The following is a 19,834-nucleotide window of genomic DNA, read 5'->3' on the forward strand; positions in this document are numbered from 1 at the left end:
GTAAAGTTTAGGAGTTGATTAAGTTCAATTGCAGGATGCAGAAAATTAGAAGATTCCGCAAGCGCGACTAGCAATAGTTCGCGCTTTCTTTTTGCCCCTAAGCTTAACGACTACTTGCCAATTCGTTCATTTCATTAATACTCTCAAGTCTACTCTAATACGTTATTGATTGTGTATAAGCGCTGACTTCTCTAAAATAGTGCGCTCATAAATCATTGAGGTCGGCCGTGTTAATTAACTACAATCCTCCATTAGATCCATATTTAAGCATTTTATTTCAAGATGATGATTTACTGATCGTCAACAAGCCCAGTGAACTGTTGACTGTGCCAGGAAAAGATCCTAAACACGCCGATTGTTTGATAGCTCGCGTTAACCGTGTTTTTCCTACGGCAAAAATAGTTCATCGCTTGGATATGGCAACCTCTGGAATTATTTGTTTAGCAATGAATAAAGCGGCTCATCGTCATTTAAGTATGCAGTTTCAAGAACGCCAAACTGCAAAGCGCTATATTGCCCGAGTGTACGCTAAGCTCGAACCATTAACGGGATCTGTTAATTTGCCACTGATCTGTGATTGGCCAAACCGCCCTAAGCAAATGGTTGATCATGACAAGGGGAAGCCCTCTTTAACTCATTACACTGTACTAGAACATGAGCCACACGCCTCTCGTGTGGAACTTACCCCTATTACCGGGCGTTCTCATCAATTACGTGTACATATGTTGTCATTGGGGCACCCTATTTTAGGCGATAGGCTCTATGCTCATCCTGATGCACTGGCTGCTGCCCCACGCTTGCAATTGCACGCACAAATGCTACAGCTCACTCATCCAGTAACAGCACAAATTATGACTTTTGAAGCCGAGCCAGAGTTTTGATTGTGAGCTAAAAATCACCCTAAACTTTTTGCTGTACACGCCGATAACCACTTATTGATCCATCATGGTGGTTTATATGTCTATCGGCAAACAGTTTAAAGCATTACAATTAATTAGTTTGGTTTACGGAACTCTTTTGACTATGTCAGCCCAAGCAGTCGACTTTATTGCACCCACACCATGGTCAACAATCAGCAGTAATGATTTATCACGCCTAATGCCGCAAGATGAACTAAAACAGCTCCTTGCTGGTGATACTGAGTTTTTAAGCTTATATCGCCAACACATGGGTGCCCAACAGCGCGGTGTGGTGTTAATTATCCCTGATTGGCAACACTTACCTATCAATAACAACGGGCTCAACTTTTTACGCACGCAACTTAACGATTTAGGCTATGCCACAATTGCCATAACAGTACCCGATATTGATTGGCAAGCAGCGCCACCTGCGGATGAAAGTGAAACTACCGAACCTGCTGCGACTAAACAAGCTACAAATTCAGGTAATAGCGAACCATCAGCTGTCACACCTACTCCTGTTGTACATGTTGATGCTATCGATCATATGAGCAACGCGATAATAGATAATTATAAACTCAACTTAATTGCACGCTTTAATGCGTTGTATCAAAGTGCATTGGATGAAGATGGGAGAATTGTTGTTATTGCACAAGGTGCCTCTGCAGGAGTATTGCTCGAACATTATGGTGAATATCCCAATACCAACATAGATGCATTTGTCAGCCTTAGCAGTTATTTACCAAACAGTAAACGTAACCAACAACTTAACGCGATTATATCGACTATTAGTCCGCCGCTATTGGATATTTACTACAACATAGATAACCCAGACTTACTGCTGAGTGTGGCGGATAGAAAGCGCTGGGTAAAACGACACAGTAAATATGATTACCGCCAACGTGAGCTGTTTGGTTTGCGCTCTGAGCCTGAGCAACATGAGCGCTTGACCAAGGAGGTAGACGGGTTTTTACGCCGCCTTTTTTAAGTATTCGTAAGCAGCCTGAATATCTTGGCTTTTCTTGACTGCCAGTTCCATCATATGTTTAGGTAAACCTTGAGAAACTAATTTATCAGGATGATGCTGTGCCATTAATTTACGGTACGCTACTTTTACTTCTCGTTCACTCGCCTCATTATTGAGCCCCAGCAAAGCCAGAGCTTGAGTACGGCTCATGCCACTATTTGGCGGTACATGATGCCCTGAGCCTTCACGATAACTACTGCTTTGCCCTTGTTGACGTTGTTGCTGCTGCTGTTGATAGCGTTGTTGTTGCTGACGAAATGAAAACTCAGCTTGGTAACGTTTAAGTACAAATGCAAAGTGAGTTTTAGAGATCCCTAGTAACTTACTTACCTCTTGGAGTAGCTCTTTTTCTTGCGCAGCTAACACCCCATCAGAAAACGCCATTTGAATTTGAATCTCTAAAAACAGTTGCAATAGATCATGGCGACGAGCAAAACGCTCTTTAAAATCGAAAACCGTTTCTTTTAATGAAAAATCAGCGTCTTTTCCCGCTTTAAACGCATCTTGTGCCTCTTTTCGATCATCACCGGTAAGTCCCATTTCATCCATAAATAAACTGGCCGCACGGATGTGGGTTTCGCTTACGCGGCCATTTGACTTAGCAATGTGCCCCATTACGCCAAAACAGCTGGTAAAAAATAACGCTTGGCGCTGATCAATATCATCATCACCTTTAAATAAGCTTGAAAAGCCACCGACTTTGTCAAAGTTCTGCTTTAAACTCTTATCAAACATATGACCAAGATATAAACCTATAAATAAGCCTATAATACGCCCAAACATAAAGCCAAAGCAGGCACCTAAAATTTTACCCCACATGAGGCGCTCCTATTATATATGTGAATTACTTAATGAATTACTTTGCTATCCTGCTAACGAGTTATTCAATTGTGCTAATCGCTCTGGCGTACCAATATCATCCCAACGACCAATGTACAACTCTGTAGAAACACTATGCTCAGCCAACTTTTCTTTTAATAGCGGACCTAGGCGGTGAGTACCCGCTGCAATTCCTGCAAAAAATTGCTGATGAAAACGACTAATCCCTGAAAACGTATACTTTGGGCTACCTTCATCTAAATGGCGCAGTGTAAAATCACCATCAGGGTTATGGGCTGGATTTTCAACTAACACAATATGTGCCTCGCCCGCATCTAAGTGAATATGCAGTAATGAACTAACATCATAGTCGGTAAATATATCGCCATTAATTACAATAAATTGCTCACCAAGCAAAGGTAAGGCTTGCATAATACCACCTGCTGTTTCTAATCCCTGCTCAGGCTCTTGGCTATACTCAATATGTACACCAAGCCGGCTACCATCGCCAAAGTAAGCACGGATCTTATCTCCTTGCCAAGCAAGGTTAATAATAAAATCAGTGATCCCTGCGGTTTTTAGTCGCTCAATATGATGCTCGATTAATGGTTTTCCTTGCACCTTTAACATAGGTTTAGGTAATTCTGCGGTAAGTGGCATCATCCGCTGACCGCGACCTGCGGCTAAAATCATCGCTTTCATTATTTAGTGGGCACTTTATTGAGTGCTGCTAAGGTAGCAGGAATAATCGTACTGTTGATCCATTTACCCAGCTCCACCAACGATGAGTGTTCTTGCGCCACGTCACTAATGTAGCGCAGTGTTGGTAATACATTATCCATATAACCGAGTTTACCATCGCGTAAATTTAACCGGCAAAAAATACCCGCTGCTTTTAAATGACGTTGAATACCAGTTAAATCAAACCATTGCTTAAAGGTTGCAAAGCTGGTGTTATTAATCAAGCCTTGTTGCTCAAACTCAGTAAATGCATGTTCGAGTAAGTACTCAAGTTCATCGTGAGGAAGTTTAAAATAGCAATCACGCAATAACGATACAAGGTCATAACATACTGGGCCTTGCACAGCATCTTGATAATCAATAATTGCCCATTGTTGCTCGCTGTGCATAATATTACGGCTATGAAAATCACGGTGTACGGTGACGCTAGGTTGCGCGAGTATATTTTCAATTAACAACTCACAGCTCGTTTGCCATAAAGTACGTTCTGCAGCAGTGACTTTTAGCTCTAATAATCCTTCAACCAACCACTCTAAAAAAATACTTAGTTCTAATTCTAAAAATGCACGATCAAAATCTTCCATGTGTTCAACAGGCGGCATTTTTGCCCATTGTGCACTGAGTTTTATAAGGTGTTTATAGTGATTGATACGTTCTTTATCATCGAGCATATCAGCAAGATGTATATTGCCTAAATCGCTTAATAAGAAGAATCCTTGTTTTTCATCAGCATGTAATATTTTTGGTAGCTTGAAACCATGCTCAGAAAAAACTTTGTTGAGTTCTATATAAGGGGTGTTATCGAGCTTAGCTGGATCTGAGTCCATAACTATATAGCTTTCTTGACCGCGATTTAAACGGAAATAACGGCGAAAGCTGGCGTCTCCTGTGATCGCTGCTAGCTGGTATACTTCATCGTCGAAGTGCGGATTTAAAAACTGCTGTAAACTTTTATAACGATTCATTTTACAAGATATCTATTTTTCACTAAGTCAATTACTGTATTTGCCATTGTTTTCCTTTATTATGTCATTCTTACATTCAACGACAGCATATTAAGGTTAATAAATGAGCAAAACCTGGGGCATGATGATGCTAAGTGTGATCAGCGCACCATCGTTCGCCGAAACTGAACTGACACACAACTTTTGTGGCAATTCAATGCAAACCAGAGCTTGGCAACCGCTTGCTGGCCTTGACCTAGGCATGATCGATATCCGTTCAGATGATATTGAACTGCTTGGTACTCAAAGCGCAGAATTTACCGGTAATGTTGATATTAACACCCTTACTATGAGTTTGTCCGCACAAAGTGCGCTAATTGACAAACAGCATGGGTTACTTAATGCAACAGGCCCTATTACTTACCGTGACACTATCAGTGAAGTAAATAGTTCAGGTCTCAATACTGATTTAAATAGTTCTGAAATCAGTCTACTTGGTGCCGATTATAAGCTAACTGATCAACAAGCACACGGCGGTGCAGAAAAGCTAACTATTAATAAGTCTGGCTTAGATCTACTGAACGCAAGCTTTACTACCTGCCCAAGCGATACGCCCTTGTGGACAATTCAAGCTGAACAAATTTTATTATCCCGTGAAGAAGGCTGGGGCGAAACCCATGATATGGTATTGCGTATTATGGATACGCCAGTACTTTATTTACCCTACTTCACTTTCCCAATTGATAATCGAAGAAAATCAGGCCTATTAACACCCAATATTTCCAGTTCAGATCGCTACGGCGTTGAAACTGTTACCCCATATTATTGGAATATAGCAGCAAACTTTGATGCCACGATCACGCCACGCTATATGTCTAAAAAAGGCTTGCAATTACAAGGGGAATTTAGATATTTAAATGAGATTAGCCAAGGCTTACTTGGTTTGGAGTATCTAAACAAAGATGATTCGGAGCCTGATTTAGACGAACGCTACTTGTTTCATTGGCAGCAACAAAGTTATTTTGGTGAAAATTGGCGTGCAAATATCGATATCACCAATGTCAGTGATGATAACTACCTCACGGATTTAGGTTCCAACTATGCGACTCGTACTGATACTCAGCTTTATCGTACTGGCCTGCTATCTCATTTAGGCGAAACTTGGCGTACTGATATCAAAGTACAAAACTTTGAAGTGCTCGGTGAGCATGTTGAATCGTATGCGGCGTGGCCACAAATTAGCTTTACACAAACAGCACCATTTAATTTTCAAGATATTGCACTGACCCTAAACGGTGAACTGAGCCACTTTACTAATGATACGGCAATCATAGAAAAAGCTACTCGGGTGCACATCGAACCCAAAGCCAGTTATGGTTATCAAGAGCATGCTTGGGCGTTTTTATCTGAATTTAGCGTACTGCACACTAACTATAAGCAAGAAGGTGATTTAGCTAATACCGATTATGCTAAATCAGTTTCACGTACCTTGCCTAAAGTGCGTTTATACAGCCAATTAAACTTTGAGCGTGATACTACCATCTTCACTGATGATGGTATTCAAACCTTAGAGCCGCAAGTACAATATTTGTATACACCAAATAAAGATCAATCAGATATAGGTTTATACGATACGACAAAACTACAAGATGATTTTTTTGGTTTATTCCGTGATAGTCGCTTCTCAAGTGTGGATCGGATAGCCGCAGCGAATCAATTTACATTAGGTGCAACCACGCGTTTATTTAATAATAAAAGTGAAGAGCTGTTTAACTTTAGTGCCGGCCAAATATTTTATTTAAGTGACTCTGCCAAGCCAACATCACAAGGGTTAAACTCAGATACCAACTATAATGCCTTGTTTGCCGCACAAACCATGTTACATTGGCACCGCCGCTGGTATTTATCAGGCGGCATTCAATATGACACCGATGGCAAGCAGATTATCCAGTCGAATGCAACCTTAGATTATAAAGGTGACGATAATCAGCTAGTACAATTGAACCATCGCTATGCAAATGATGTCTCAGGCAATACAATCGAACAAGTTGGCTTTTTTACTAGCATTCCGCTCAGTGATCAATGGCAGTTTGTAAGTAGCTATCACCGTGATTTAGAAAGCGGTCGTAGTGTCGAGGTGTTCAGCGGATTGCAATATGAATCATGCTGTTGGGCCTTTCAAATTACCGGTCGTCGCCAAATCGAAACTGATTTAAATCAAGCGATAGGCCAAGAACAAGCCACTTTTGATTCAAGCATTGGGTTTAATATTGTCTTAAAAGGGTTAGGTAGTAAAAGCCGTTATGATGCACAAAAATTATTACAACAAGGTATTTTTGGCTATCGTAGACCGTATTTTCTTAATAACTAGTATTACCGTACTATTAGCAAGAGTATTAGAAAAAGTATGAATTTAAAAAAATTATTAGCATCCGCATTTTTGACGCTTGGTTTATGCCAAAGCGCTTTCGCAGCCCCTGTTGAAATAGACAAGGTGGTTGGTATTGTAAACCAAGGGGTTATTTTACAAAGTGAAGTAAACACTATTGTTAACCGCGTAAAAACCCAAGCCAAAGAGCAAGGACAAGAATTACCTTCAGATGATACACTACGTATTCAAGCAATGGAGCGCTTAGTAAATCAAGCGTTGATGATGCAATTAGCTGAGCGGATGGGGTTAGAAATCTCTGATAGCCAACTGGATCAAACTTTGGTTGGTATGGCTAAAGAGCAAGGCGGAACAATAGCTGACTTACGCCGCACGATTGAAGCATCAGGCGAGAGTTTCCAGTCTTATCGCGAAGAAATTCGTAAGGAGATCACCACTCAACAAGTGATGCGCGCAAACGTAGATCGTCGTATTTATATTAGCCCGCAAGAAGTTGATAATCTCTTAAAAATAATGGAAAGCCAAGGTCAAAATACGGAAGAGTATGACATTGGTCATATCCTTATTGATATTCCAAATAATGCCTCTGCGGATGAAATTGCTAGCGCAAAAACTCGCGCAGATAAAGTTATTGAATTTTTACAAGACGGGAAAGAGTTTAAACGCATAGCGATTTCATCATCAAGTGGGTCAAAAGCACTTGAAGGTGGTCAATTAGGATGGATGAGCATTAATGAAATGCCGTCATTATTTGCTGAAGCTGTTAAAGGCACCAAAAAAGATGCCATTATCGGTCCGCTTCGCTCTGGTGCTGGCTTTCATATCATTAAAGTGCAAGATATTCGTGGTCGTCAGGTGGTTGAAACGACTGAAGTTCGCTCTCGCCATATCTTGATCAAGCCATCAATCATTTTAAGTGAAGAAAAAGCTCGCACTATGCTCAATGGCTTTGCTAAAGATTTACGTGCAGGAACTGCTGATTTTGCTGAACTTGCAAAAGAATACTCAGAAGATCCTGGTTCAGCCTTAAAAGGTGGAGAGTACGATTGGACAGACCCTACAACCTATGTGCCACAATTTAGAGACACTTTATTATCTCTTGATAAAAATGAGATTAGTGATCCATTTAGAACCACATTTGGTTGGCACATCGTGCAATTATTAGATAAACGCATCGCTGATAAAACAGAGATCGCGAAACGTAATCGTGCTCACGGCATGCTGTTTAATCGTAAATTCAAAGAAGAAAGCTTTAACTGGCAGCAAGAAATGCGTGAGCAAGCTCATGTTGAAATTTTCCCAATTGATGAATAACCAATGATCCTACGTATTGCAATTACTCCCGGCGAACCTGCCGGGATCGGCCCTGATTTATTGTTGCAACTTGCCCAGCATGATTGGCCTGCACAGCTGGTTGTAATTGCTGATAAGCAATTATTACAACAGCGAGCCAAACAGCTTGGTTTAACCATCAACTTAATTCCATTTGATGAAAATGCACCAGCAGCAATCGCCCCAGCAGGAAGTGTTTATCTGCACCAAGTTGATTTAGGTGCCGACGTTGAAATGGGTGTATTAAATGATGCCAACGGCCAATACGTACTAGATACCTTGCGTTTCGCGTGCGAAAAAAACATGAATGGTACGTTTGCAGCGGTTGTAACTGGTCCCGTTCATAAAGGTATTATCAATAAAGCTGGTATTTCATTTAGCGGCCATACCGAATATTTTGCCCAGCAATCAAATACGCCTGATGTGGTCATGCTATTGGCAACAGAAGGGTTGCGTGTTGCTCTGGTAACCACTCATATTCCTCTCGCTTATGTATCGCGTGCTATTACCAGCGAGCGTTTGAGTAAAGTTGTTGGTATTTTACAGCATGATTTACAAACTAAATTTGGTATCGAAAGACCACTTATTTTAGTCTGTGGGCTTAACCCTCATGCGGGTGAAGATGGCCATTTAGGGCGTGAAGAAATTGACACCATCACCCCAACCATTGAACAGCTCAATAGTGAAGGTATGAATTTAATCGGCCCATTGCCAGCTGATACCTTGTTCCAAGATAAATACCTATCACAAGCTGATGCAGTGCTGGCAATGTATCATGATCAAGGTTTACCTGTGCTAAAATACAAAGGTTTTGGCAAATCGGTTAATATCACCCTTGGTTTGCCGTTTATACGCACCTCAGTTGATCACGGTACGGCACTCGATTTAGCCGGTACTGGTGATGCTGATGTTGGTAGTTTTGAATTAGCGATCCGCGAAGCAATTAAGCTCGCCCATGAAAAAGCACAAAATCAATGACAGATAAAGTACATTTAGGACACCGCGCCCGCAAACGTTTTGGGCAAAACTTTTTATGTGATGAGATGATCATCGATAAAATCGTCACTGCGATTGATCCTAAACCTGAAGATAATTTAGTTGAAATCGGTCCCGGTCTCGGTGCTATCACTGAACCAGTAAGTGAATTAAGTGGCCATTTAACCGTGGTTGAGCTAGATAAAGATTTAGCTCAACGTTTAACTGAACACCCGCTCTTAGGGCCAAAGCTTACTGTGCATCAAGGTGATGCAATGAAATTTGATTTTTCAAGTTTGCTTAAAGCTAACCACAACAAACTAAAAGTGTTTGGTAATTTACCGTATAATATTTCGACACCATTGCTGTTCCATTTATTCGAGTTTGCCGACAACATTGAGCATATGCATTTTATGCTACAAAAAGAAGTAGTGAAACGCATGGTGGCAGGGCCTGGCAGTAAAACATTTGGTCGCTTGAGCGTAATGACCCAGTATTACTGCAATGCCATGCCAGTTATTGAAGTGCCGCCAGAGTGCTTTAAACCAGCACCGAAAGTTGATTCAGCCGTTATTCGTTTAATACCGAAAAAACCCGAACAACGTACAGCAAAAAGCACTAAAATTCTTAATACAGTATGTTTAGAAGCCTTTAACCAACGCCGTAAAACATTACGTAATAGCTTAGCTAATTTACTCACCGCAGAAGAGTTAACAAGCATAGGCATTGATATTACTTTGCGTGCTGAAAGCCTTTCGTTACAACAATTTATTGATATAGCTAATTGGATTTATGACAACAAGCAGTAATTTAGGTTCACCCATTAAAGTATCGGTAGAAACATTTTACGTTGAGGGGCAATCACAACCTGAACTCGACAAATATGTATTTGCCTATTCAATAACTATTAAAAATCACAGCTTATGCAGTGCTAAGTTAATTAGTCGTTACTGGCTGATCACTGATGCAAATGGTAAAGAGGTCGAAGTACAAGGTGAAGGCGTGGTTGGTGAAAAGCCAACTATTGGCCCTGGTGAAAGCTATAAGTACACCAGTGGTGCAGTGCTAGATACTCCCGTAGGAACGATGCAAGGTTATTACACCTTAAAGAATGAGTTCGGTACAGAGTTTGATGCGCCCATTCATGTTTTTCGCTTATCACAGCCTAATATTTTACATTAAATAATGGCAAATTACGCAATAGGTGATCTACAAGGTTGTTATAAAGAATTTCAAGCTTTGTTGCTGCAAGTTGACTTCAACCCAAGCAAAGATCACCTTTATTTAGTGGGCGATATTGTCGCTCGCGGCCCCGACTCACTTGCCTGTCTAGATTATATATATACGTATCAAGATAGCATCACCGTCACCTTAGGTAATCATGATTTACACCTAATTGCCAATTATATGTTAGATAAGCCTGCAAATCCGAAAGATAAACTTTCAGCCTTACTAGCTTCTGATAAATTACCCGCTTATATCGACCTGCTAAAACAACAGCCACTTGCGTTATGGTTGCAACAAGAACAAGTATTTATTAGTCATGCAGGCCTCAACCCAGCCTGGTCTATTAAACAGGCTTTGCAGTATGCTGAATGTGCGCAAAACTGTTATCGAGGCCCCGATGCACGTGACTATTTCAAGCATATGTATGATCAACACCCAACCACTTGGAATGAGCAACTTACTGACTTTGAGAAATTTCGTTATATTGTAAATTACTTTACACGCATGCGTTTTTTAACTCTTGATGAGCAGCTAGAACTCACTTTTAAAGGTGGCATTACTGACTCTAATGCAATGATCCCATGGTTTAAGCACTCACGCTTTACCACCTTTAAAAAACATATTGTTTTTGGCCATTGGGCTGCGCTTGGAGGCATCACTAATCAAGCAAATATCCATGCTTTGGATACAGGCTGCGTCTGGGGAGGAGCAATGACCTTGCTAGAATTAAAAAACAAACAACTATTCAGTACAAATTCAGTCAATTCTATCTAAATAACCTGAAAAAAAACTCATCATCTGATAGATTTAAAGTTATAAATGTTAAAAGTAATTAAATTTAATTACTTAACTTATCCGCAATAAAGCCGATAAAGTCTAATTACTACTCTCTTTATGGAATTTTTATATGAACTTAACTGTCAGCCAGCGTATTTGGGGGGGTTTTATTTGTATCACCTTATTACTTCTTTTAATTGGGGGCAATTCACTGTTCAGAATCGCAAATATTAATAATTCAGCGCAGCAAGTAAATCAATTATCATTGCCTGCACTGGAGCAAAGTTCTGAACTTCAGGTTGAGTTTATCTTAATGAGTAAAGCTGCCCAAGCAAGCTTTTATACCACTTCAGCTGCAGAGCTTGCGCCAATTGAAAAATCAGTATTCGAACAAAAACAAAGCTTTGATAAATCTTACTCGCAATTACGACAAGTTGTTAGTAACAATGCTCAACTAAATCAAAGTAGTCAAAGCGTTGAACAAACTTACAAAATTTTTATTAAATTAGTAGAAGATTTATTAAAAGATAAAAAAACTCAATTAGAGCTCAATAAATCATTACGAGCGCAGTTAGAAACGATTGAGCTTGCTGCGGAAGATGCTAATTCTGTAGTTTTAGATATTATCGATATTGATGGTTTAGAAAACAGTGATAGCAGAGCCTATCAAGCGGCTAATAAATTAGAAAATAATTTTTTATCTTTGGTTACTAACAGCACTGACATGCTGACCGTTAAAACCCAAAACACCTTAGATATCGTTAAAAATGAGCAACTTTATTATTTAGAAGAGGTTGAGCGTAGTTTAAAGCTACTCAAACCAGCTGTTGAAGCCACAGAGCCTGGTTTATATAATGATCTAAACAACTACTTTGTTTCTCTTCGCGATAATATTCTCGGCAACAATAGTATTTCAGTAAACAAAAAGCGTTTAATTGATGTCATCGCAATGACAGAAACAGAACTTACTGAGGCAGAGCAAGCTACAGCAACTGCGCTAAAACAACTCAATGAGTTAGTTGCTCAAGCCAGCAACGTTGCTTTTGAATTACAAAAAGAGGTTAGGATCGACGTCGACTCAGCCAACTTATGGACTTGGGTTGGTATGATCAGCGCCACCTTGCTAGCTATAATCGTAGCTTATATAACGGTTAATCGCATTACAAAACCACTGGCAGAAGTTAACCGTGTTCTTGATATTGTTGCCAGTGGCGACATGACACAACGTCTTGACGATACAGCTAAAGATGAATTCGGTGAGCTATCGCGTAGCTGTAATACACTTATCGCCAGTTTACGCAGCTTGATCCAAGGCATTATATCTCGCTCCACCCAACTCGCTGCGGCCTCAGAAGAAACTTCTGCTATTACCGGTGAATCAAGCCAAGCAATTCGTGATCAACAAGCGCAGGTAGAACAAGCTGCAACAGCGACAACGCAAATGAGCAGTACCTCACAAACAGTAAGCAATAGCGCACAACAGGCACTTAAAGAAATCAAAAATGCCGATAAAGAAGCTGAGCGTGTTAAGGGGATTTCTAGCCATAATAAATCAACCATTGAGCAGCTAGCTCGTGAAGTTGAGTCAGCCTCATTAGTCATTAATAAGCTCCATCAAGATAGCGCCTCAATAGGTAGTATTCTTGATGTTATTCGCGGTATCGCAGATCAAACTAACTTACTAGCACTTAATGCAGCAATTGAAGCAGCACGTGCCGGTGAACAAGGCCGTGGTTTTGCTGTTGTTGCTGATGAAGTGCGTTCATTGGCTAGTAAAACACAAGCCTCAACGCAAGAAATTCAAGCCATGATCGAATCATTGCAAACAGGCGCAGAAGCAGCCGTAACGGCGATGTCGAAAGGTAAACAACAAGCAGACTCCTGTGTTGAACAATCAGACCAAGCCAATGCCGCGCTGGATTCAATCACCGCAGCCGTTGCTTTAGCCCATGATGTAAGTGAAGAAATATCAACCGCAGCACAAGAGCAACAACAAGTATCGCAAGAGATCAGCGAACGCCTTGAGTCAATTGTAGCGATTGCAGAACAAACGGCTGAAGGGGCAAATCAAACCAATATCTCCAGCTCAGAAGTGGCAAAACTCGCTGAAGAGTTACGCTTATCTGTGGATGAGTTTAAAGTCTAGGGTAAAGCAAATTCAAATAAAAAGCCGAACTTCACATTCATAAAGTTCGGCTTTTAATGATCTTCAAGCTTAGCTAGATTACTTTACCTATGCAGCAGGATACTCACGATACGCACGCTCAATATTCTTCGCTTGCTTTTTAGAGATACCTAAATGCGCAAGTGCTACACGTAAACGTGCGCGCGATAGGTCTGAACCTAATATTTCCATTGCATCAAGTACTGATGTTGAAGATGTTTTGCCAGTAATAGCGACAAATATCGGCTCTAAAAAGTCTTTAATCTTCAGCTCATGGAAAGTAGACACCGCTTTAGCTATAGCAAATATTGCTGATTTTTCCCAGCTTCGTAAGCCTTCAAGCTGCCAGATAAAGAACTGTAAAGCTTGGCGAATTACATCTTCATTAGCTTTACCAGCGGTCAGTAACGCTGGGTCGTAAGTTGGAATACCAGCGACAAAATGACCGGCTAAATCAACCATATCTGATAGGGTATTAATACGAGCTTTCGCCTCTGGTAATACTTTAGCAAGCATTGCACCATTAAACTTCCAATCAACAAAACGCTGCACCAGCTCTGCATCTGTCAGGTTTTCACGGATCCACATACCGTTTAACCAGCTTAGCTTATCAACGTCAAATACCGGGCCACCCAGTGATACTCGTTTCATATCAAAATGTTCAATCATTTCAGCAAGCGTGAACTTTTCACGCTCATCCGGCATTGACCAGCCCATACGTCCAAGGTAGTTAAGTACCGCTTCAGGTAAGTAACCCATTTCTTTATAGTAATTAATGGAAGTTGGATTTTTACGCTTAGAAAGCTTTGACTTATCTGGATTACGTAATAGTGGTAAGTGACCAAGCACCGGCGCTTGCCAACCAAAATCTTCATATAATTTTAGCAGCTTAGGCGCAGAGTTGATCCACTCCTCACCACGAAAAATATGGCTAATTTCCATGTGGTGGTCATCAACCACGTTAGCTAAAAAGTAAGTTGGGAAACCATCGGCTTTAAGTAACACTTGCATATCAACGTTTTCCCACGGGATCTCAATTTCGCCACGTAAGTAATCGTTAAACTTAAATGTGCCTTCAGCTGGAATATTCATGCGAATAACATAAGGCTTACCGGCAGCTAAATTGGCTTTAATTACGTCATCAGTAAGGTTTAAACCACGACCATCGTATTTAGGACGCAGCCCTTCAGCCATTTGCTCTTCACGCATTTGCTCCAACTCTTCGCTGGTTGCAAAACAATAAAATGCTTTGCCATCATCAACTAACTGATGTGCATATTTTTTATATAAATCGCTACGCTCTGATTGACGATAAGGACCAAACTCACCACCGACATCAGGACCATGATCCCATTCAAGCCCTAACCAACGAAGACTATCCATAATCGCTTGTTCTGATTCTGAAGTGCTACGTACTTGGTCTGTGTCTTCAATACGAAGTACAAATTCGCCACCTTGCTGCTTAGCAAAACAGTAATTAAATAAGGCGATATAAGCGGTACCAAGATGCGGGTCACCCGTTGGTGACGGCGCAACACGTGTACGAATTGTCATGGTTATGTTCTCTTTCAATGGACAATAAAATATGCGCTAAATGCTAACATAGCAAATGCGCTTGAAAAATGAATATTAAGCTGCAACTTTATTTAAGTAAGCAATGATATCGTTTGATTCATATAACCAAATGACTTGGTTATCTTTTTCGATACGTAAACACGGTACTTTTATTTTTCCGCCTTGTTCGAGCAATTCTTGACGATACTGTTCATTACTTTTCGCGTCACGCGTTTCAACTTTTAACCCTTCGCGTTTAATTGCACGGCGTACTTTGACGCAGAATGGGCAAGCTTTGAATTGATATAATTTAAATTGCGCAGTGAGTTGATCAAGCTGAGCTTGCTCTCCCGCAGGACGTTTTTTACTACGTGGTGTAAAAACAAAATCAAAAAATAAGATCAAACTACCTAATAACCAACGAACTAATTTCATCAACTGAGTCCTGTTTACAACAATTTAAGGGCACAGATTTTAGCACAAAATCCAGTAGTTTGATAATCTAAAACAACACCAAATCATCTCGATGGATCACTTCACTACCGCAATCAAAAGCGAGTAACTTTGTGATTTCACTTGAATGACAACCTTTAATGGTATCGATTTCAGCTTGACTAAAACGTACTAACCCACGGGCAACTAATTGCTGATCACTGGTGACTAAATCAATCAAATCGCCACGTTCGAACTGACCATATACACCGCGTACACCTTTAGCTAATAAACTAGCGCCCTGTTGCTGTAAAGCGTTTACAGCGCCATCATCAATCACTATTTGGCCACTACTTTTAGGTCCAGCTAACAGCCATTTTTTACGACCATCTCTGGGGGCGGTAAGCTTCACAAAACGAGTGCCTGGTAACTGTTCGCTCATACAATTAAGGATCACATTTTCACCAGCACCTTTGGCAATAATGACCTCAACCCCAGCTCGTCGAGCAATGTCTGCCGCCTGTAACTTCGTTGCCATGCCACCAGTGCCTAAACTAGTTCCACTACCACCAGCAAGCTGGCGTAACTCATCATTAATATGTGCCACTTCGTCAATTAATTGCGCATTAACATCAGTACGTGGATCACTGGTAAATAGGCCTTCTTGATCTGTTAGTAATAATAATTTGTCAGCATTAGCTAATATAGCGACCAGTGCTGAGAGATTGTCGTTATCACCCACTTTAATTTCAGCAGTCGCAACGGCGTCATTTTCATTAATTATCGGCACCACGTCATAACTTAATAATGTAGTTAAAGTATCGCGGGCATTGAGGTAGCGTTCTCGGTCATCAACATCCGCACGAGTCAGTAGCATTTGCCCTACATTCACACTATATAAAGCAAATAAACTTTGCCATGTATGTATTAGTTGACCTTGGCCAATTGCAGCAAGCATTTGTTTATCAATTAATGAACGACCACAGGGTTTTAATAATTGCTCTCGACCCGCAGCCACCGCGCCACTTGAGACAAGAATGACTTGATGACCTTGTTTTTTTAGTTCACAACATTGGCGAACTAATTCTACCATGTGCGCTTTGTCGAGTTTATCGGTGCCACCAGTAAGTACGCTCGTACCTAGTTTTACCACTATTACCTGTGCCCTTTGCATGCTTTTTACTACGGATCAAAAATGAAGAATTTATTTATACCATTTATCGGTTTTTGAACAAGTAAAAAATATTCATGCTAGGAGCATCTTTTACAAAAACCATATGATTTTTATGCCTGCTTGTACTTTTTGTTTGAAGACCATGCGATGGAATATACTTCGGCCTCGCAGGCGGGAGTTATTGTCTCGTGCTTACCTATTATTGTGGCATTATTAGCTTACTTTATTCTTAAAGAATACATTAGCAAAGCCATCGTATTAGGTTTTACTTTTTGTATTGGTGGCAGTATTTTACTCACTTTGCTATCGCCAACATCAGAGCAAGCTCCCAATCCATTTCTCGGTAACTTTTTAGAGCTAATGGCAATGGTCTGCGCTGCATTTTATACCATTTCCGTTAAACACTTAGTTGCCCGTTACTCACCGCTTACCCTCATTGCATTACAAGGCTTTAGTGGCAGTCTATTTTTTGCGCCATTTTTGCTGTTTATTGATTTTCCTAGTGAAAATCAGCACGATTTAACCGCCTTACTAAGCATTTTCTATTTAGGTTCATGTGTGACCTTAGGCGGCTATGGCATGTACAACTATGCAATTAGTAAAGTGTCGGTGTTAACGGCTGCGGCTTATTCAAATTTAATTCCAATTTTTACGCTTATTTTATCGGCTATTATTTGGGGAGAGATCCTTACATTAGGGCAGTGGTTAAGTATTTTCGTGGTATTTATTGGCGTAATGATAAGCCAACGTCATCAAGAGTTAGTTATCGATGTGAGTGACGAGGCTTTATCAGATGAAGCATTTGCTTCAGAGACTTTATCTGCTGAAACGAGTAAGCGTAACTCAGTACCAGACACCACTGAATTAAAAGGGTAACAGGTCAGTAAGTACAAACCATCTTGTGCTAAAAAATCATCTTGGGATTGATGAATAACATCAATCCCGCGCACTTGGTATTGTTCAATCACACCATTTTGAGTTTGCAAACTAAACTGCTCGCCTACTTTAACATCTTGTAAAAAAGCAAAATGGGTGTCGTTATGCCCTGCAATCAACACGCCACGCTCTGAGCCAAGTTCACCACTTGCTAAAAAGTGACTGGGCGCAAATGCTAAATTACGCCCACTGGCTCCCGCTAATAGTGTTAATGTTTGCTTTTGGCTTGGCCAATTCAGTTGTGCAGTTACATAACTATCAGCATAAAACCAGGGTTTAACTTGTTGCTCTGGCGTTGTCAGTGCCACTTGCCAAGCCTGCTCTATAAGGCGTTGTGCCAGCCACGCTTTAGCTTGCATATAACTACCATGGCCAAGCAACGCCAAGCCAACCATCAACAATATAGCGCCAATCACTGTTTTCATTTTTTCACTCTCAACACTGCAAATCCAGCCAACAGCATGCAACCGAGTAAAATATGTAGTCTGCTTTGCCCATCAGTTTGTGGCAAATTCATTGCTAGTCCTTGAGGTCGTTGATTAGCCACTTGCACATTATGCTCAGCAATAGTGCTCGATGGTGTCTGTTCAATCGCGATAAAGGCGGTAAACGGACTAAGTAATTGATGCTCAAGTGCTAGACTCTCAACCTGTGCTTTAACCTGCTCTTGCTCGTTATAAAGTAATAATGATTTAATTTTTTGCCGTGCCCACAGCCTTGCAATTCCATGAGCCGGTCGCCCTTGTTGTGTATTTAACTTTATCGACAACGGTCCTTGCGCCGTTTGCCCCGCTAAAGTGACGCCGGCATTATTCTCAAGCTTTATAGCAACCATTACCGGCTCTGAAAAATACAGGTCGGGTAACGGCGATGGCCAATATTCAAGCGCTTGGTTTGCCAAATCGCTGCTAAGCGCAAGTTGAGTAATTGCAGGGTGAGCTAACTTATCAAACAGTTGCTGCATTTTTGGTTGCACGTCACTACTGCTGCCAATATAAGTAAAAGTACCACGGCCAATATCTGCAGCTCGACGCATAAAGTAGCTATTAGGCGCACTACCGATACCAATCGTAAACAAACGACTATCACCCAGTTGCGCACTAATATGTTTAAACAATGCATCTTCATTACTGACACTGCCATCGGTTAAAAATACCACTTGACGCACATAACCCAGATGCTCACGAGCATCTAGCACGTCATCTAATGCCCTTTTAATATCAGTGCCGCCATCAGCTTGTAAATTATATACAAAGCGCTCAGCACGGCGTAAATTAAAATCATTAGCTGGCACAGGTTTATCGCTCATAGGCATAATTTGATCGTCAAAGCCGACTATATTAAAGCTGTCGTTACTATCAAGTAACGATAACGCATAATGAAGTGCGCTTTTGGCTTGCTCCATTGACTGTCCGTGCATAGAGCCCGAGGTGTCGACTACAAAAATCATTTCTCTTGCTAGACGCTGTGTCTGCGTAAAATGATCATCCGGCGGCAGTAACATTAATAATCCATAACGCTCACCATTATTGAGCTGCTCAGTAAAAAACGCGGCTTGCGCTTGCTCTTTTTGCAGCGGTTTAAACTCCAGTAAAAAATCACGATTCACGGCACGTTGTTCATTTAAAGTAACTTGATACTGACCAAATGCCAGATTTTCGGTATTAATACGATGATATTTAGACTGAATATCCACCAGCTCTAGGCCAACATCAATATTGATCGTTAAATTAAACTCGCCTTGAACCGAGTCTGCATTTTTAGTGGCCATGTAAATCGGTGCTATCCAACCCGTGGCAGCAATACCAGCTGATAATAACTCATTATTCTGCGAGGCAATCATATCCTCTGCTGTTTCATTTAATACCCCATTAATCGGATGGTAACGCGGCGTTATCGTGGTTGGAAATCGCAGTGCAAATGTTCCACTGCGATAATCAATCACTTCTTGGTATTTCAGTTCTATTTGCACTTCTTCGCCAGGCCCGATGTTTGCCACATTAGTGACAAACATGTTCGAGCGCTGCTGACGCACCAAAGCGGCTTGTTTACCCGCTTGTTGCGCCTGTTGAAAACGCAGCTCGGCTTGTGCTTTTTTATCAATTTCACCTTTGATCACCCGCTCACCAATGTGCATAGTCATGGCATGAACCGCACTTTCATCGGGCAGCGGAAAGACATAGCGAGCATTAACAGCAAACGGGTTTTCATTGCGATAATGTTGAGTTACCACAACATGGTTTATCAATCCGGTGACTGTCATTGCGGCATCACTTTTTAAGATAACGCCTGGTGCTACTGCTGCACCATTACTGTCGTACATTTTTAGCTCTGGCGATGTGTTGGCGTTACCCACACAGCTAACAAACGCAATGAAAGTAAAAAGGCTTCCCCGTAACCATAAATGGCTACGAGTCAGCACTTTGCTTGGTTTACTCAACATA

17 protein-coding genes and 1 pseudogene are annotated in these 19,834 nt (G+C 41.0%); 10 read left to right on the forward strand and 8 right to left on the reverse strand.

Annotated features, from left to right (window positions below; genetic code table 11):
* Window positions 1–227 precede the first annotated feature (227 nt).
* Both rluA and HHO47_RS04150 read left to right on the forward strand, forming a co-directional pair.
* On the forward strand, window positions 228–881 hold the full coding sequence (gene rluA / locus HHO47_RS04145) for a bifunctional tRNA pseudouridine(32) synthase/23S rRNA pseudouridine(746) synthase RluA (protein WP_169019141.1): 654 nt from the start codon (window positions 228–230) through the stop codon (window positions 879–881).
* A gap of 76 nt (window positions 882–957) precedes the next feature.
* On the forward strand, window positions 958–1,887 hold the full coding sequence (locus tag HHO47_RS04150; RefSeq protein WP_169019142.1) for a DUF3530 family protein: 930 nt from the start codon (window positions 958–960) through the stop codon (window positions 1,885–1,887).
* On the opposite strand, the gene djlA is transcribed toward HHO47_RS04150, so the two are convergent.
* Genes djlA through HHO47_RS04165 form a run of 3 tightly spaced genes read right to left on the reverse strand, consistent with a single transcriptional unit; the run spans window position 1,870 to window position 4,451 of the window.
* Window positions 1,870–2,745 (reverse strand): co-chaperone DjlA, encoded by an 876-nt coding sequence (djlA, locus tag HHO47_RS04155; protein WP_169019143.1) that lies wholly within the window; start codon window positions 2,743–2,745, stop codon window positions 1,870–1,872. The two genes, HHO47_RS04150 and djlA, sit on opposite strands and share 18 nt — an antisense overlap.
* A 45-nt stretch (window positions 2,746–2,790) precedes the next feature.
* Window positions 2,791–3,447 (reverse strand): N-acetylmuramate alpha-1-phosphate uridylyltransferase MurU, encoded by a 657-nt coding sequence (murU, locus tag HHO47_RS04160; RefSeq protein ID WP_169019144.1) that lies wholly within the window; start codon window positions 3,445–3,447, stop codon window positions 2,791–2,793.
* Window positions 3,447–4,451, reverse strand: a complete 1,005-nt coding sequence (locus HHO47_RS04165) for an aminoglycoside phosphotransferase family protein (RefSeq protein WP_169019145.1) — start codon at window positions 4,449–4,451, stop codon at window positions 3,447–3,449. Before HHO47_RS04165 ends, murU begins: the two co-directional genes overlap by 1 nt.
* 103 nt (window positions 4,452–4,554) lie before the next feature.
* Here HHO47_RS04165 and lptD point away from each other — a divergent pair, with 103 nt between their 5' ends.
* From lptD to HHO47_RS04200, 7 genes are all read left to right on the forward strand, one after another.
* Window positions 4,555–6,801: an LPS assembly protein LptD gene (gene lptD, locus HHO47_RS04170; protein ID WP_169019146.1), complete on the forward strand. Its 2,247-nt coding sequence runs from the start codon at window positions 4,555–4,557 to the stop codon at window positions 6,799–6,801.
* A 36-nt stretch (window positions 6,802–6,837) separates the two neighbouring features.
* The gene (gene surA / locus HHO47_RS04175) at window positions 6,838–8,133 is read left to right on the forward strand and encodes a peptidylprolyl isomerase SurA (RefSeq protein ID WP_169019147.1); all 1,296 of its coding nucleotides are present in this window, start codon (window positions 6,838–6,840) and stop codon (window positions 8,131–8,133) included.
* 3 nt (window positions 8,134–8,136) lie between these two features.
* Complete coding sequence (gene pdxA, locus HHO47_RS04180) at window positions 8,137–9,129, forward strand: 4-hydroxythreonine-4-phosphate dehydrogenase PdxA (RefSeq protein WP_169019148.1); 993 nt, start codon at window positions 8,137–8,139, stop codon at window positions 9,127–9,129.
* Window positions 9,126–9,935 carry a 16S rRNA (adenine(1518)-N(6)/adenine(1519)-N(6))-dimethyltransferase RsmA gene (gene rsmA / locus HHO47_RS04185; RefSeq protein ID WP_169019149.1) on the forward strand — a complete coding sequence of 270 codons (810 nt, stop codon included), beginning with the start codon at window positions 9,126–9,128 and terminating at the stop codon, window positions 9,933–9,935. Before pdxA ends, rsmA begins: the two co-directional genes overlap by 4 nt.
* Window positions 9,919–10,308 (forward strand): Co2+/Mg2+ efflux protein ApaG, encoded by a 390-nt coding sequence (gene apaG, locus HHO47_RS04190; protein ID WP_169019150.1) that lies wholly within the window; start codon window positions 9,919–9,921, stop codon window positions 10,306–10,308. The genes rsmA and apaG overlap by 17 nt, the downstream gene beginning before the upstream one ends.
* 3 nt (window positions 10,309–10,311) lie before the next feature.
* Entirely contained in the window at window positions 10,312–11,127 is an 816-nt protein-coding gene (locus HHO47_RS04195) for a symmetrical bis(5'-nucleosyl)-tetraphosphatase (protein ID WP_169019151.1), read from the forward strand.
* Window positions 11,128–11,260: 133 nt separating this feature from the next.
* Window positions 11,261–13,276, forward strand: a complete 2,016-nt coding sequence (locus tag HHO47_RS04200) for a methyl-accepting chemotaxis protein (protein ID WP_169019152.1) — start codon at window positions 11,261–11,263, stop codon at window positions 13,274–13,276.
* An 87-nt stretch (window positions 13,277–13,363) separates the two neighbouring features.
* On the opposite strand, the gene gltX is transcribed toward HHO47_RS04200, so the two are convergent.
* From gltX to proB, 3 genes are all read right to left on the reverse strand, one after another.
* The gene (gltX, locus tag HHO47_RS04205; RefSeq protein WP_169019153.1) at window positions 13,364–14,848 is read right to left on the reverse strand and encodes a glutamate--tRNA ligase; all 1,485 of its coding nucleotides are present in this window, start codon (window positions 14,846–14,848) and stop codon (window positions 13,364–13,366) included.
* Window positions 14,849–14,923: 75 nt separating this feature from the next.
* Window positions 14,924–15,283, reverse strand: coding sequence for a glutaredoxin family protein (locus tag HHO47_RS04210; protein ID WP_169019154.1), 360 nt, complete (start codon window positions 15,281–15,283; stop codon window positions 14,924–14,926).
* A 67-nt stretch (window positions 15,284–15,350) separates the two neighbouring features.
* Entirely contained in the window at window positions 15,351–16,454 is a 1,104-nt protein-coding gene (gene proB, locus HHO47_RS04215) for a glutamate 5-kinase (protein ID WP_169019155.1), read from the reverse strand.
* Window positions 16,455–16,574: 120 nt separating this feature from the next.
* On the opposite strand from proB, the pseudogene HHO47_RS04220 reads away from it, so the two are divergent.
* Window positions 16,575–17,186, forward strand: a pseudogene (locus tag HHO47_RS04220) (DMT family transporter); the annotation flags it as partial.
* Between the two features lie 20 nt (window positions 17,187–17,206).
* Here HHO47_RS04220 and HHO47_RS04225 read toward each other — a convergent pair.
* Window positions 17,207–17,815 carry a class GN sortase gene (locus HHO47_RS04225; RefSeq protein ID WP_248290919.1) on the reverse strand — a complete coding sequence of 203 codons (609 nt, stop codon included), beginning with the start codon at window positions 17,813–17,815 and terminating at the stop codon, window positions 17,207–17,209.
* Complete coding sequence (locus tag HHO47_RS04230) at window positions 17,812–19,833, reverse strand: marine proteobacterial sortase target protein (protein WP_169019156.1); 2,022 nt, start codon at window positions 19,831–19,833, stop codon at window positions 17,812–17,814. The genes HHO47_RS04225 and HHO47_RS04230 overlap by 4 nt, the downstream gene beginning before the upstream one ends.
* Window position 19,834 lies beyond the last annotated feature (1 nt).

The sequence above is a fragment of the Pseudoalteromonas arctica genome (genome assembly GCF_012927645.1).
Classification (GTDB): domain Bacteria; phylum Pseudomonadota; class Gammaproteobacteria; order Enterobacterales; family Alteromonadaceae; genus Pseudoalteromonas; species Pseudoalteromonas arctica_A.